General features: G+C 73.7%; 15 protein-coding genes and 1 tRNA gene. 9 read left to right on the plus strand and 7 right to left on the minus strand.

Annotated features, from left to right (window positions below; translation table 11 throughout):
• Nucleotides 1–53 precede the first annotated feature (53 nt).
• Nucleotides 54–914 carry a bifunctional helix-turn-helix transcriptional regulator/GNAT family N-acetyltransferase gene (locus JOD66_RS04425; protein WP_204835706.1) on the plus strand — a complete coding sequence of 287 codons (861 nt, stop codon included), beginning with the start codon at nt 54–56 and terminating at the stop codon, nt 912–914.
• A gap of 1 nt (nt 915) precedes the next feature.
• Here JOD66_RS04425 and JOD66_RS04430 read toward each other — a convergent pair whose 3' ends face one another.
• Nucleotides 916–1,869: a pirin family protein gene (locus JOD66_RS04430; protein WP_204835707.1), complete on the minus strand. Its 954-nt coding sequence runs from the start codon at nt 1,867–1,869 to the stop codon at nt 916–918.
• Between the two features lie 102 nt (nt 1,870–1,971).
• Here JOD66_RS04430 and JOD66_RS04435 point away from each other — a divergent pair, with 102 nt between their 5' ends.
• The 7 genes from JOD66_RS04435 to JOD66_RS04465 all read left to right on the plus strand — a co-directional run bounded on the left by JOD66_RS04435 (nt 1,972) and on the right by JOD66_RS04465 (nt 7,527).
• Complete coding sequence (locus JOD66_RS04435; protein WP_204835708.1) at nt 1,972–3,543, plus strand: phytoene desaturase family protein; 1,572 nt, start codon at nt 1,972–1,974, stop codon at nt 3,541–3,543.
• Nucleotides 3,544–3,605: 62 nt separating this feature from the next.
• Nucleotides 3,606–3,678 (plus strand) — tRNA-Lys (locus tag JOD66_RS04440).
• A gap of 71 nt (nt 3,679–3,749) precedes the next feature.
• Nucleotides 3,750–4,592, plus strand: coding sequence for a glycerophosphodiester phosphodiesterase (locus JOD66_RS04445; protein WP_204835709.1), 843 nt, complete (start codon nt 3,750–3,752; stop codon nt 4,590–4,592).
• 42 nt (nt 4,593–4,634) lie between these two features.
• A complete protein-coding gene (locus JOD66_RS04450) occupies nt 4,635–6,062 on the plus strand; it encodes a serine/threonine-protein kinase (RefSeq protein WP_204835710.1) in 1,428 nt (475 codons plus the stop codon).
• A 31-nt stretch (nt 6,063–6,093) separates the two neighbouring features.
• The gene (locus JOD66_RS04455; RefSeq protein WP_204835711.1) at nt 6,094–6,378 is read left to right on the plus strand and encodes a type II toxin-antitoxin system Phd/YefM family antitoxin; all 285 of its coding nucleotides are present in this window, start codon (nt 6,094–6,096) and stop codon (nt 6,376–6,378) included.
• Nucleotides 6,371–6,769: a PIN domain-containing protein gene (locus tag JOD66_RS04460; RefSeq protein ID WP_204835712.1), complete on the plus strand. Its 399-nt coding sequence runs from the start codon at nt 6,371–6,373 to the stop codon at nt 6,767–6,769. Before JOD66_RS04455 ends, JOD66_RS04460 begins: the two co-directional genes overlap by 8 nt.
• 47 nt (nt 6,770–6,816) lie before the next feature.
• The gene (locus JOD66_RS04465) at nt 6,817–7,527 is read left to right on the plus strand and encodes a GAF and ANTAR domain-containing protein (RefSeq protein WP_204835713.1); all 711 of its coding nucleotides are present in this window, start codon (nt 6,817–6,819) and stop codon (nt 7,525–7,527) included.
• A gap of 20 nt (nt 7,528–7,547) precedes the next feature.
• Here the strand turns inward: JOD66_RS04465 and JOD66_RS04470 are convergent, their stop codons facing one another.
• Entirely contained in the window at nt 7,548–7,724 is a 177-nt protein-coding gene (locus tag JOD66_RS04470) for a hypothetical protein (protein ID WP_204835714.1), read from the minus strand.
• A 134-nt stretch (nt 7,725–7,858) separates the two neighbouring features.
• Here JOD66_RS04470 and JOD66_RS04475 point away from each other — a divergent pair, with 134 nt between their 5' ends.
• Nucleotides 7,859–8,284: an SRPBCC family protein gene (locus tag JOD66_RS04475; protein ID WP_204835715.1), complete on the plus strand. Its 426-nt coding sequence runs from the start codon at nt 7,859–7,861 to the stop codon at nt 8,282–8,284.
• 9 nt (nt 8,285–8,293) lie between these two features.
• Here the strand turns inward: JOD66_RS04475 and JOD66_RS29365 are convergent, their stop codons facing one another.
• Genes JOD66_RS29365 through JOD66_RS04500 form a run of 5 tightly spaced genes read right to left on the minus strand, consistent with a single transcriptional unit; the run spans nt 8,294 to nt 13,807 of the window.
• Nucleotides 8,294–9,280: a helix-turn-helix transcriptional regulator gene (locus JOD66_RS29365; protein WP_204835716.1), complete on the minus strand. Its 987-nt coding sequence runs from the start codon at nt 9,278–9,280 to the stop codon at nt 8,294–8,296.
• Nucleotides 9,277–10,200 (minus strand): WYL domain-containing protein, encoded by a 924-nt coding sequence (locus tag JOD66_RS04485; RefSeq protein ID WP_204835717.1) that lies wholly within the window; start codon nt 10,198–10,200, stop codon nt 9,277–9,279. Before JOD66_RS04485 ends, JOD66_RS29365 begins: the two co-directional genes overlap by 4 nt.
• Before the next feature lie 19 nt (nt 10,201–10,219).
• A complete protein-coding gene (locus tag JOD66_RS04490; protein WP_204835718.1) occupies nt 10,220–10,999 on the minus strand; it encodes a crotonase/enoyl-CoA hydratase family protein in 780 nt (259 codons plus the stop codon).
• Nucleotides 11,000–11,024: 25 nt separating this feature from the next.
• Nucleotides 11,025–13,448 carry a penicillin acylase family protein gene (locus JOD66_RS04495; RefSeq protein ID WP_204835719.1) on the minus strand — a complete coding sequence of 808 codons (2,424 nt, stop codon included), beginning with the start codon at nt 13,446–13,448 and terminating at the stop codon, nt 11,025–11,027.
• 35 nt (nt 13,449–13,483) lie between these two features.
• Entirely contained in the window at nt 13,484–13,807 is a 324-nt protein-coding gene (locus tag JOD66_RS04500; RefSeq protein ID WP_443678738.1) for a GroES family chaperonin, read from the minus strand.
• Nucleotides 13,808–13,829 lie beyond the last annotated feature (22 nt).

Here is a 13,829-nt window from a genome sequence, read left to right on the forward strand (position 1 = left end):
GCGACCCGCATCCTTGACTTGGCCCACCCGAATTCTCTGACTAAAGTCAGAGAATGCTCACCGACGTGCTGCGCCGCTTCAACCTCACCTACACCCAGCGCATCGGCGTCCTCGACGAGTCCTTCCTCGGCACCGGGCGGCCGCTCGCGGTGTCCCGGCTGCTGTTCGAGGTCGGCCGCGCGCCCGGGGTGAGCGTGCGCGAGCTGCGCGACCGGCTCGACCTGGACTCCGGGCAGCTCTCCCGGATGCTGCGCCGGCTCGAGGCCGAGGGGCTGGTCGCGACCGAGCCGGACCCGGCCGACCGGCGCCGCCGGGTGGTGCGGCTGACATCCGCCGGCGACCTGGCGTACGACGACCTCGAGCACCGGTCCGAGGCACGGGCCGCGGAACTGGTGGCGCCCCTGACCGAGCGCCAGCAGGAGCGCCTCGTCGAGGCGCTGCGCACCGCCGACCTGCTGGTGCGGGCGGCGACGGTGCGGCTGCAGGAGGTGAGCACCGAGCACCCGATGGCCCGCGAGGCGACCCGGCGCTATGTCGCCGAGCTCGACGCCCGGTTCCCCGGCGGCTTCGACCCGGGCGGTCCGGACGCCCCCGAGCCCGGGGCGACGTACGTCGTGGCGACCTCCGACGGCGAGCCGGTCGCCTACGGCGGCATCCGCCCGGTGCTCGACGACGAGACGGCCGAGATCAAGCGGATGTGGGTGCACGCCGCGTGGCGCGGCGCCGGGCTGGGAGCGCGGATGCTGCGCCACCTGGAGTCACTGGCCGCCGCGCAGGGCCACCGCCGCGTCGTCCTCGACACGAACGGGACCCTGCGCGAGGCGATCGCGATGTACGAGCGCTCCGGCTACGAGCGGGTCGAGCGCTACAACGACAACCCCTACGCCGAGGCGTTCTTCGCCAAGCGGCTCTGACTCAGCCGCCGATCGGCAGCCCGAACCGACCCTTCTGGAAGTCCTCGTAGGCGGCCATCACCTCGGCCTTGGTGTTCATCACGAACGGCCCGGCCCAGGCGATCGGCTCGCGGATCGGCTGCCCGCCGACGACGATGACGTCCAGCTGGGGCGAGCGGGACTCCTGGCGGTCGTCGGCGGTGATGGTGAGGTAGTCGCCGGCGCCGAGGACGGCGGTCTGCCCGGTGTGCACCGGGCTCGGCTCGGTGGCGCCGACGGTCCCGGAGCCGTTGAGGACGTAGACCAGCGCGTTGTAGTCGACCTGCCACGGCAGGTCGAGCCGGGCGCCGGGCTCGAGAGTGGCGTGCACCAGGGTCATCGGGCTGTACGTCGAGCCCGGACCGGCGTGCCCGTCGACGTCGCCCGCGATCACCCGGACCAGGGACCCGGCGTCGTCGCTGGTGAGCAGCGCGACCTCGCCGGAGCGGATGTCCTGGTAGCGCGGGTCGTTCATCTTGTCGGTCCTGGGCAGGTTGACCCACAGCTGGATGCCGTGGAACAGGCCTCCGGCCTGCACCAGCCACTCGGGCGGCGTCTCGATGTGCAGCAGCCCGCTGCCGGCGGTCATCCACTGGGTGTCGCCGTTGGTGATGCTGCCACCGCCCCCGTGGCTGTCCTGGTGGTCGAAGACGCCGTCGATGATGTAGGTGACGGTCTCGAAGCCGCGGTGGGGGTGCCAGGGCGTGCCCTTGGGCTCACCGGGCGCGTACTCCACCTCGCCCATCTGGTCCATCATGATGAACGGGTCGAGGTGCTTCATGTCGATGCCGGCGAAGGCCCGCCGCACCGGGAAGCCCTCCCCCTCGTAGCCCTGCGGGGCGGTGGTCACCTGCCACACCGGGCGGGGCTGGTCGCCGAGCCCCGGCGCCTTGAGGCGCGGCAGGACAGTCAGGTCGTCGACGGTGATGGCGGGCATCGCATCCACCTCCAGGTGGCTGGTCGGGTTAGTTGCCATGTCAACCATAGCCCATCGCGGGGCATTCCCGCACCTGCCTCCGGAGTTCCCTAGAGTCGAGTCATGACCCGGGGGAAGTACGACGTCGTCATCGTGGGCGCCGGCCACAACGGACTCACCGCGGCGGCCTATCTCGCCCGCGCCGGGCTCTCCGTGCTGGTGCTCGAGCGGCTCGGCCACGTCGGCGGGGCGGCCGTCTCGGCGCAGGCCTTCCCCGGCTACCCGACCCGGCTCTCGCGCTACTCCTACCTGGTCTCCCTGCTCCCCGACCGGATCGTGGCCGACCTCGGGCTCGACCTCGCCCTGGTGAGCCGGTCGACCGCGTCGTACTCCCCCACCGTGCGCGCCGGCCGCCCGACCGGCCTGCTCGTCGAGCGCGGCGAGGGCGAGGCGACCCGGGCGTCCTTCCGCGAGCTGACCGGCGGCGACGAGGAGTACGACGCCTGGCGCGCCTTCTACGACGGCGTCGGGGAGCTGGCGCGGGCGGTCGCCCCGACGCTGACCGAGCCGCTCGTCACCGACGCCGCGATCCGCGCACAGGTCGACCCGGAGATCTGGCGCGACGTCGTGGAGCAGCCGATCGGGATCGCCATCGAGCGCCGGTTCCGCGACGACCTGGTCCGCGGCGTCGTCGGCACCGACGCGCTGATCGGCACCTTCGCCTCCCTGCAGGACCGCTCGCTGGTCCAGAACCGGTGCTTCCTCTACCACCTGATCGGCAACGGGACGGGCGAGTGGCGGGTGCCGGTGGGCGGGATGGGCGCGGTCACCGACGCCCTGGCCCGCGCGGCCACCGACGCCGGAGCCGAGATCGTCACCCGCGCGGGGGTGAGCGCGATCCGGCCCGCCGGACCGGACGAGCCGGTGACGGTGCGCTGGCACGACGGCTCCGTGGAGCACGGCGTCGAGGCGTCGTACGTCCTGGCGAACGTCGCACCGTGGGTGCTGCGGATCCTGCTCGGCGAGGAGGAGGACCCGGCCACCAAGCCGGAGGGCGCCCAACTCAAGGTCAACCTGCTGCTCTCCCGGCTGCCCCGGCTGCGCTCGGGCGTCGACCCCGAGGTCGCCTTCGCCGGCACCCTGCACCTCGCCGAGACCGCCGCCGACCTGGAGGTCGCCTGGGCGGCCGCCCGGCGCGGCGAGCTCCCGAACCCGCTGCCCGGCGAGGTCTACTGCCACTCGCTGACCGACCCCTCGATCCTCGGCGAGGTCCCACCCGGCACCCACACCCTCACCTACTTCGGCCTCCACACGCCGGCCCGCCTGTTCGCCGACGATCCCGAAGGGATGCGCGCCGAGGCGCTGCGCCGGGCGATCGCGTCGCTCGACGCGGTGCTGGAGGACCCGATCGACTCCGTGGTGCTGCGGACGCCGGACGGCGAGCCGTGCATCGAGGCGAAGATCCCGCAGGACATCGAGGCCGACCTCGCCATGCCGGGCGGGCACATCTTCCACGGCGACCTCGAGTGGCCGTGGGCCCCGGCCCGGGCCCGGCTCGAGACGCCCGGCGAGCGGTGGGGCGTGCAGACCGGACATTCCGGCGTACTGCTGTGCGGCTCGGGCGCCCGGCGGGGCGGCGCGGTGTCCGGGCTGGGCGGTCACAACGCGGCGCGGGCGGTGCTCGAGTCCCGGTAGGCCATGCCGATTTCACCGGGTCGGACTACGCTGGTAATGTTCCATCTCGCGTTCAGGCGCAGGCGCCATTAGCTCAATTGGCAGAGCAGCTGACTCTTAATCAGCGGGTTCGGGGTTCGAGTCCCTGATGGCGTACAGATCAAGAGGCCCGGTCGTCAGACCGGGCCTCTTCGCATCTCCGCCTCCGCCGACCACCCGAGAGAGCCGTGCGCCCGACCTCCCTGCTCGTCGCCGTCCTGGTGGCTCTCGGCGTACTCGCGACCGCTCCCGCGTCGGCCCGGGCCGACGAGCCGCCGAGCACCGGAGGCGCGTCGCCGACCGCCCCGCGGACCTTCGAGGTGGTGGCCCACCGCGGCGCGACCGGACCGCACCGCACCGAGAACGGGCTGCGCGCGCTGCGCCACGCGGCGGCGCTCGGGGCGGACCGGGTCGAGATCGACGTCCGGCCGACGGCGGACGGCCGGCTGGTCGTCATGCACGACGCCCTGCTGAACCGTACGACGAGCTGCCGCGGGCCGGTCTTCGCCCGCACCCTGGCCCGGATCGAGCGCTCCTGCCGGCTGCGCGACGGCACCGAGGTCCCCTCGCTGGCCGCCTATGTCACCGAGGCCCACCGGCTCGGGGTCGGCCTGCTCATCGAGCTCAAGCGGGCGCCCGGCTGGCGGCGCGCGACCTGGCGCTACCTGCGCGCGGCCCTCGACGGACTGGACCGCCCCGACCAGGCGCGACTGCTGTCGTTCAACCCCGCGCTGCTGCACCGCGCCAAGAAGGCCGTGCGCGGCGTACCGCGGATCTGGATCGCCCACCGCTTCCGGCCGAGCGTCCGACAGGTCGCGAGGACCGCCGACGGCGTCTCGCTCGACGCGCGCTTCGTGACCCCGCGCCTGGTCCGCGCGCTGCGGGCCGCGGACCTCCTCGCCCTCGGGCAGATGTCGAACCGGCCCGCCGACTGGCTGCGCTACCTGCAGGCCGGCGTCGACGGCAGCAGCACCGACCGCACGGCCACCCTGGTCCGGTGGTGGCACCGCCGCCAGCCCGTCGCGGACTGACCCGGCGCCGCTCCCCCACCCCGCCTCACTACTCTTCGGGGCGTGGAACCGACCCAGCGCCTCCAGATGCTGCCCGGCGTCGAGCTGATCGAGGAGATCGGACGCGGCGGCTTCGCCAAGGTGTGGCGGGGCCGGCAGCTCGCGGTCGACCGCGACGTCGCGGTCAAGATCGACGACCGGGTGCTCGACGAGGACGCCAACCGGCGCCGCTTCGTCCGGGAGGCGACAGCGGTGAGCCGGATCAGCGGGCACCCGCACGTCGTCTCGCTGATCGACGTCGGCGTCACCCGGGACAACCGGCCGTACCTGGTCATGGAGCTGTGCACCAACGGCAGCCTGGCGTCGTACCTCACCCAGCACGGGCCGATGACCCCGGACGAGGCGATCGAGGTCGGGCTCGCGGTGACCAGCGCGCTGGCGGCCGCGCACGAGGCCGGGATCCTGCACCGAGACATCAAGCCCGGCAACATCCTCATCGACGCCTGGGGCACGCCCCGGCTCTCCGACTTCGGCCTCGCCGCGCTCCCCCAGCCGGGTCAGGACCCGTCGGTCAGCCTCGAGGCGCTGACGCCGGCGTACGCGTCGCCGGAGGCGTTCGCCCTCTCGCCGCCCACGCCGCAGTCCGACGTCTTCTCGATGGGCGCGACCCTGCACGCCATGATCTGCGGCTCCTCGCCGCGGCGCTCCGGCGACGGCAGCCCGGTGCCGATCGAGCAGCTCCTGGCCAACCTGCACGCCGAGCTCCCCGACCCGGGCGTCCCCGGCAGCGAGGCGCTGATGGGGGTGATCCGCACCGCCACGGCGTACGACGCAGCGCGGCGCCACCCCACCGCCCGCGAGCTGCACGACGCGCTGCGCGCGATCCGGCCGGGCGGGTCCGGCGAGGGCAGCGGCGCGGTCGTCGGCGGGCCGCGGGCGAGCTTCACCCAGCTGCGCCCACCGCCGCCCCCGCGACGCCCCACCGCCCCGGCCCGGCGCCGATGGCCGGTCGCCGTGGCCGCCGCGCTCGCCGGACTCGGCGTGGGTGGGGTGGGCGGCCTCCTGCTCGCCCCCGACGACGGTGGCGGTCCGGTCGCGCCCACCGCGCTCGCCTCGGGCGCCGCGAGCGACCCCGCCGAGCCGGCGGTCGACCCGCTGAGCGGCGCACCCGAGCTCGGCTCCTGCTACAGCGGGGTCCAGCAGCTCGGCCAGGCCCTCAGCGCCACCAAGGGCGAGTGCGCCGACGACAGCTGGTTCACCTTTGCGGTCGGCGAGCTCGCCGAGTCGACCAGCGACATCACGACCGACGCCGTCGACGCCGACACCACGGTGCGCGGCACCTGCACCGCCGCCACCCTGCGCGGCTACGACGCCGACACCGGCAGCACCCGGCCGAAGGGAAGCTACGACCTGTTCGTGCTGCCGCCGAGCAGCACGGCGTACCTGCAGGGTCAGCGCTGGTTCGCCTGCCTGGCCCGGCTGACGTCGTAGCTCCGTAGCACCGAGGTGCTACGTTCGTAGCATGACGACGATCAGCCAGCGCGAGCTCCGCAACGACAACGCCGCGATCGTGCGGCGGGTCGAGGCGGGCGAGAGCTTCACGGTCACCCGCCGCGGCGTCCCGGTGGCCGATCTCGTCCCCCACGGAAGCGTGCGGCCCGACATCCGCTTCACCGCCGCCGACGCGGTGGTGGTCGCCTTCGCCGGGGCGCCGATCGCCGACCCGGGTGCCTGGCTGCGTGACATCCGCGCCGTCGACGAGCTGCTCGACGACGCCGACCGCGACCCGTGGGCCGCTCGTGGCTGAGCACCCCGCGGTCCTGCTCGACACCTCTGTCGTCATCGACCCTCCGGCCGACCTCGCCTCGATCGCCGAGAGGGTCGCGATCTCGACGCTGTCCGTCGCGGAGCTCGCCAGCGGGCTGCAGAGCGCCGCGGACCCGGTCGAGCGGGCTCGACGGGAGGCGCGCTTCTCCCAGCTGCTGACGACCTACCAGCCGATCCCCTACTCCGCGTCCGCAGCACGGTTGTACGGCGCCCTTTGCGAGGCGGTCCGGCAGACCGGCCGCAGCCCTCGTCCCCGCCGGTTCGACCTGCTGCTCGCCAGCGTCGCCGGCGACCTGGGCCTCCCCCTGCTGACCAGGAATCCCGGCGACTTCACCGACATCCATGAGGTCGTCCGGGTGGTGGCGGTCTGACCGGTCACGTCGCCGGGTACCACCTGCCCGACCAACAGGAGGTACCCGTGCTCCACGACCGCAACGACATCGCCGCGGCCCTGACCGAGGCGGCCCGGTCCATCAACAGCCACCGCTCAATCGACGACACCCTCGAAGCGATCGTCCGCGCCGCGCAGCAGACGGTGCCCGGCTTCGAGCACGTCGGCATCTCGATCACCCACGGCAACGGCCGGATCGAGACCCGGGCCGGGACCGGGCAGCTGGTCTGGGACATCGACGAGCTGCAGTACAAGCTGCACGAGGGTCCCTGCTACGACGCGATCACCTCGGGCGGGGTGACCACGATGCCCGACATCGCGACCGAGCAGCGCTGGCCGCGGTACGTCGAGGAGGCGGCCCAGCACGGCCTGGCCGCCCAGATGGGCCTCCAGCTCTACAGCGACGAGAGCACCCTCGGCGGTCTGAACTTCTACTCCTGGCAGCCCGGCATCGACCCGGACGCCATCCAGCTGGCCGAGCTCTTCGCCGCCCACGCCTCGATCGCGCTGGGCCGCGCGCGCCACGAGCACCAGCTCAACGAGTCGGTGACCACCCGCCAGGCGATCGGCACGGCGATCGGCATCGTGATGGAGCGCTACCGGATCCCGGAGGACCGGGCCTTCCAGTTCCTGGTGCGCGCCAGCAGCACCGGCAACGTCAAGCTCCGCACCATCGCCCAGGAGGTCGTGGACACCGCCAACCGGGACTTCGCCGTACCCGCGGCCGAGGGCGGCTGAGATCGTGCGCGGTCGCGGCGTCAGTCGCCGGCGACCTCCCCGGCGAGGATCTGCTCGGCCGGGAACCAGTGGGTCTGGACGTGACCCTCGTCCTCGTAGGTGACCAGCGCCTTGAGCCGCTGGCTGTCCCACTTGAGCACCAACCCGGGGACGGGCGGGCCATCGACGGTGACCTGGACGTGGACCTGCTCGGTCATGCGGACTCCTGCTGCACGTGGGGTCGGCACGACCCTCGAGTAGCCCGCGTCCTGAGCTGCGGCCCCCACGCTACCCGGCGGCCGGCCGGGACCGGCGGCCGGATGCCGGGCGTCGGGACGGGTATCGCGGACAGATGGACACCACGACAGCCACCGCACACGTCCGGGTCTCCGCCTCCCCCGGCCAGGTCTGGCGGGCGCTCACCGAGCCCGAGCAGATCCGGGCCTACCTATCCGGCGCCGAGGTCGACACCACCTGGGAGCCGGGCACGCCGATCACCTGGCGCGGAGAGTACGACGGACGCTCGTTCGAGGACCGGGGCGAGGTGCTGGAGGTGGAGCCGGAGCGGCGGCTCGTCGTCACGCACTACAGCCCCCTGACCGGGCAGCCGGACCGCCCCGAGAGCTACCACCACGTCACCTGGAGCCTGCGCGACGACGGCGACCGCACCGAGGTGTCGGTCACCCAGTCGCTCGTCGAGGGCGAGCAGGAGGCCACGGCGCGGGAGAGCTGGACGAACGTGCTGCGCCAGCTCAAGGAGCACGTCGAGCGGGGCTGACCGGCCGCGCTACGACGTGTGGTGGGCCCACAGTTCCTCGGCGAGCCGGACGCCGGCGGTGTCGAGGTCGGGCGGGTCGAGGACGGTGGCGGTGGGGCCGGCGGTGAGCAGCAGCCGGCCGACCCGGTCGGCCACGGGCGGGAGCAGGTCGAGGTCGACGACGACGTCGCGCTCGTCGTCCTCGACGAAGCGGACCTGTTCGGCGTAGAAGTCGGCGACCCAGCGCGACTCCTGGGGCAGCAGCACCCGGACCAGGGTGGTGGCGCGCTGACGGGCCAGCTGTCCGGCGAGGTCGTCGGGAAGCGCAAAGGTGCGGTCGAGCACCTCGATCGAGCGGATGTTGGACAGCAGGTAGGTGCGGATCCGGCCCTGGTCGTCGACCGGTCCGGCGTCGACCTCCCAGCCGCGCCGGGTCTGGACCAGCCGGTAGGGCTCGACCTCGCGCTCGCGCACGCCCGGCTCCCAGGCCCGCGAGTAGACGATCCGGACCGCCCGCTGCTCGTCCTGCGCCCGGCGCAGCAGCGACAGCAGCCGGCTCGGGCCGGCGGCGCTCGTCAGCCCGGCATGGCCGGCGTCCTCGCCGAGCATGGTGTGCGCGAGGACGTCGAGGGCCTCCGCCAGCTCGACGTTGTCGGGCTCGATGTCGAGCAGCGCCTGCGCGGCTGCGTGCACCCGCGCCAGCTCGCCGGCGTCGACGTACTCCACGCCGAGGTCGATCGGGCTCTCCGACACCAGCCGGACCACGTCGGCGGTGCCGGGGTCCTCGGTGCCGCCGTCGGGGCCGAGGAACTCCAGCACCTCGGGCCGCGAGAGGCCCCACTCGCCGCCGACGTCGGCGGTGTAGAAGGCGAGCAGGTCCTCGCGCAGCTCGGCGACCGTGGTGTCGAACTCGGCGGCCAGGTCGGCCAGGGTGCGCCCGTCGGGGTGGGCGGCGAGGCGTGCGAAGACCTCGGGCAGCCGGGCGATCCGGGTGACATAGCGAGGCACGCTGCTCACGGCGTGGCCTCGTCGCCACGGGCGGCCGCCAGGAAGGCGAGGAAGTCGGCGCGGGCCGGCTCCGGCCCCTCGATCCGGACCCGGTCGTCGAGCTCGACCAGACGGGCGTGCAGCGCCGCGCGATGGGTGACCCGGTAGCGGAGCAGCACGTCGTCGCCGGCGGCCGCCACGGCGACCGGCTCCCCGAGCCACCGGCGTACGTCGGGCTCGAAGCCCGCCGCGGCGCGCAGGGTGACCTCCACGGGCGGGTCGACCTCCCAGGACATCGGGTGCAGCTCGACGTGCCGGGCCGGCGGGAGCGGACGGGAGGTGCGCGGGTCGTCGACCTCGACGTCGACCATCCGGGACACGACGAAGGTCTTGAGCGCGGCGCCGGCCACGTCCTCGACCCCGCGTAGGTACCACACGCCGTTCTCGGTGCGGACCGTGTCGGGGTGGACCACCCGCGGGGTGCCCTTGTAGCCGAACCGGAGCAGGCGCAGGTCGCGCACCGCGTCGACCACGAGCCGCAGCGACTCGGGCACCGAGAGCTGGACGGCGGCCCGGGCCTGACCCGGGTCGTCCGCCGAGGTCAGGCCGAGTCGCTGGACCAGGTCGCCGTCGTCGGCGAGCAGCATCGCTCGGCGCAGCGCGGCCTGCTGGCCGAGCGAGAGCCGCACCCGCAGCCGGTTGTCGACGGTGGTCATCCGGTACCAGGACGGCTGACCGGGCTCGGCGAGGTTCTCGATGCGCCAGCCGTGGTGCTCGAGGTGCCGGATGTCGCGCTTGAGCTGGTCGTGTCCGGGGGTGTCGGGGAAGCCGGCGACCTCGTTGAGCCGCGCGGCGCTGACTCCCTGCTCCGGGTGCGCCTGCAGGACCGCGGCGATCCGCACCAGCCGCTCCATCGGTCCCCGCTGGTCGCGTCCCGGCCCGTTGGCCACCCTCGCCCCCTCCGTCTCGTCAGTCGTCGAACGTGCCGTGGCGGCCCGCGCCGCCGGCGAAGCGCGTCGCCCCGTCGAGCGTATCGGCGCTCAGGGAGCGCAGCCCGTGGCGCCACTCCAGGGCCAGCGCCTCGTCGAGGCTCCGCCCGTCCTGCTCGTACGACGAGAGCCGGTCCTCGCGCAGGCAGGTCTGGGGGAAGCCGGCGAGCTGGGTCGCGAGGGCGACGGCCTCCTCGAGCGCGGCACCCGGCGCCGAGACCCGGTTGGCCAGGCCCATCCGCAGCGCCTCGTCGGCGCCGACCTCGCGGCCGGTGAGGATCAGGTCCAGGGCGTGGGAGTGGCCGATCAGGCGGGGCAGCCGGAAGGTGCCGCCGTCGATGAGGGGCACCCCCCAGCGGCGACAGAAGACGCCGAACGCCGCACCCGGGTCGGCGACGCGCAGGTCGCACCACACCGCCAGCTCGAGACCGCCGGCGACGGCATAGCCGTCAACCGCGGCGACAACCGGCTTCGACAGCAGCAGCCGGGTCGGCCCCATCCCGGCCGGACCGGCGTCCGGGCCGGCGCCCGGCGCTCCGACGTCGACCCGGCCCTCGGCGACCGCCTTGAGGTCGGCACCCGCGCAGAAGACCCCGCCGGCGCCGTGCAGGACGGCGACCGAGGCGTCCTCGTCGGCGTCGAAGGCCACGAAGGCCTCGGTCAGCAGCCGGGCGTGCTCGGCGTCGACCGCGTTGCGCACCTCGGGCCGGGACAGCGTGACGACGGTGACCGGACCGCGCTTCTCCACCTCGACGGACATGGGCCGAGCCTAGAGCGTGGGTCCGTCACGAACCCGCGAGGTCGATCGACTCCACCAGGTCCTGCGCGATCTGCTGCGGCGTCCAGGCGAAGCGCACCCACTTCTCCTGGGAGTACAGCGCGGTCTGGTCGGCCGACCACGGCGACGCCGGGTCCTCGTCCTGGCCGTAGGTGAGGATGGTGCGGGCATCCACGCTGCCGTCGGCGAGATAGGAGACCGCCTGGATGTGCGAGGAGCCGTAGCTGACCGCCTTGTAGGCGTCGGTGTTGGCGGCCGGGTGCCGCGAGGCGACCGCGTTGGCGTTGCCGGCGAGGTCGCCGTCGCCCCCGCCGAGCGGGTACGCCGGCGCGCCGCGGTCGCCCGCGACCTGCAGCGAGCCCCAGGGCGCGTCGAAGGCCACCCCGGCCGCCCGCACGGAGTCGATGGCCGCCTTCATCGCCGCGACCACCGCCGGGCCGGTGCGCAGGCCACGAGGGGTGTTGATCGGGTCGGCGGGGTTGAACGGCACCGTCCACAGCTCGGTGCCCTTCGGCGCGCGCTGGACGAAGGCCTCGAACAGGTGGGTGCCGACGGAGTCCACGTCGGAGTGGCCGTCCCAGGCCGCCAGCACCGCGCACGCGGCCGGCTCGCCGGTCCGCGCGCACACCTGGTCCAGCCGGCCGTCCTGGCGCATCACCTCGGCGGCGCGGACCCGGTTCTCGTACTCGTGCCCGCGCAGCGACTCCGGGGTCTCCTTGCCGCCTCCGGCAAGGCGGTCGATCACGTACTGCTGCACCATCCGGGTCCGCATCGTCCGCGCGCACCTCTCGCAGCCGATGATGTCGGCGAAGCCCTCGAGGCGGACCTTGTCGTTGGGCGTCCAGTAGGAGTCGTTGGCGTTCATCACCCAGTCCCGGCGGACCACGGCCGGCAGGTTGCCCGGACCGAAGATGCCCGGGCGCTGGGCGTCGGCGTCGGTGCCCCACGCGCACATGCCGTCGGCGAGCAGGCCGTTGAGACCCGGCAGCCCGGCGACCGTCTTGAGCAGCAGACCGACCGGGGTGAGGCAGCGGGCCACCTTCGCGTTGCTGACGTTCGGCACCACGCTGTGGTCGGCGTACAGGACCTCGCCGGTGCGGTCGGCGGCGGTGGTGTTCACCCAGGGCATGCCGCCGCCCGCGTCCTGCTTCGCGAGCAGGTCCCGGCTGCTGGTCGCCTCGCCCATGGCGAGGAAGGTGTCGATCGTGCGCAGGTGCTCGGCGTTGGCGTCGCGGATCGCCCAGAAGCTGAGCGGCGACCAGCCCATGAACTGCGACGGGCTGTCGATGACGTAGCCCTGCGGCGTGCGCCACAGGTCCTCGCGCACGGTGCGCACCGAGCCGTCGGGCTGCTTGACGGCGACGTCGACCCAGCGCCGCTCGGCCTTGCGGAGCAGGCCGTTGGCGCTGAGGTAGAGCGGGCCGGGACCGACGGTGAGGTACTCGTAGGGCGTGAACCGGTACGCCGTCGACACGGTGTGGCTCCACGCCACGTCCCGGTTCCAGCCGATGTTGACCACCGGCGAGCCGATCAGCGAGGCGCCGGCGACGTCGTACACGCCGGGGATGGTGAGCTGCTGCTGGGTGAACTTGTAGCGCCCCACCCACGGGAAGTGCGGGTTGCCGAGCAGCATCCCGCGCCCGGTCGAGCTGGCGTCGCCGCCGATCGCGGTCGCGTTCGAGCCGAACGCGCTGTCCTGGCCCAGCGAGCGGCGCAGCTCCTCGCGCTGCTCGTCACTGAGCTGCGCGGCGTACGCCGGCACCTCCTCGCTCGTGGTCGGCAGCGGCAGCTTCAGGCCGAGGTCGGGCAGTCCCGGGTCCTGCAGGGTGGGCGGGTCGGCCTCCACGATCTCCTTGACGAAGTTGCCGGACGAGGCGATCAGGTTGGCCAGGTAGACGCCGTACCAGAGGTCGAGCTCGGTCGCGTCGGGCTTCAGCCAGGTCGCGTCGGCGCAGGCCGGGTCGGTGACGGTGTTGTCGCGCAGCCAGCGGTTGATGCCGGCGGTGTAGCCCTTCACCATCTCGCGGGCCCGGGCGCTCGGACCGGCCGGCGAGGCGAGCAGGCCCTCGACGACCCGGCGGTTGCGCAGGTCGGTGACGAAGGCGTCGACCTGCAGATTCGACGCGTCGAGCGACACCCCGTCGAGGTAGCGGCCGGTCGCGCCGAGGTAGCGCGAGCGCTCGCCGCGGGCGGTCAGCACCGTGTCGGCGAGATTGCAGATCGAGGAGCGGGCGGTGGCGTACCCGCTGCCGTAGCCCAGCGAGCCCCAGTCGGCGGCCGTGATGTGCGGGATGCCGTGGTCGGTGATCGCGATCGTGGCGTGGTACGCCGGATCGGCGGCCGCCTCACGGGCGGCGGCCGGGTGGGACGCCGCGACGGCGGGGGCGACCAGGGCGGCGACGAGCAGGCTCAGCAGACGTGGGGAGCGCACACGGGTGTAACGCGTTCCATCGAACGTGAGTTACGTCACAGGTAGAGTCCGGCCGCCTCGTCGCCGAGCCGGTCGGCGGCGACCGCGTGGATGTCGCGCTCGCGCATCACCACGTAGACCTCGCCGGACACCTCGACCTCGGCCTTGTCCTCGGGGTCGTAGAGCACCCGGTCGCCGGTCACCACGGCGCGGCAATGGGGCCCGACGGCGACCACCCGCGACCAGGCCAGGCGCCGGGCGCCCATGGCCGCCGTGGCGGGGATGACGATGCCACCGGACGAGCGGCGCTCGCCGGCCTCGCTGTCGGCCTCGCACAGGATGCGGTCGTGCAGCATCTTGATGGGGGTCTTGTCGGACACGAGCGGATGACCTCGGCGCGGG

Source organism: Nocardioides nitrophenolicus, assembly GCF_016907515.1.
Taxonomy (GTDB): domain Bacteria; phylum Actinomycetota; class Actinomycetes; order Propionibacteriales; family Nocardioidaceae; genus Nocardioides; species Nocardioides nitrophenolicus.

Excerpts from the sequence above, each read along its gene's own strand:
- JOD66_RS04455 (WP_204835711.1), top strand. The coding sequence starts at position 6,094 with ATGACGACGATCAGCCAGCGCGAGCTCCGCAACGACAACGCCGCGATC.
- JOD66_RS04490 (WP_204835718.1), bottom strand. The coding sequence starts at position 10,999 with ATGTCCGTCGAGGTGGAGAAGCGCGGTCCGGTCACCGTCGTCACGCTG.
- JOD66_RS04425 (WP_204835706.1), top strand. The coding sequence starts at position 54 with ATGCTCACCGACGTGCTGCGCCGCTTCAACCTCACCTACACCCAGCGC.
- JOD66_RS04435 (WP_204835708.1), top strand. The coding sequence starts at position 1,972 with ATGACCCGGGGGAAGTACGACGTCGTCATCGTGGGCGCCGGCCACAAC.
- JOD66_RS04475 (WP_204835715.1), top strand. The coding sequence starts at position 7,859 with ATGGACACCACGACAGCCACCGCACACGTCCGGGTCTCCGCCTCCCCC.
- JOD66_RS04430 (WP_204835707.1), bottom strand. The coding sequence starts at position 1,869 with ATGCCCGCCATCACCGTCGACGACCTGACTGTCCTGCCGCGCCTCAAG.
- JOD66_RS04470 (WP_204835714.1), bottom strand. The coding sequence starts at position 7,724 with ATGACCGAGCAGGTCCACGTCCAGGTCACCGTCGATGGCCCGCCCGTC.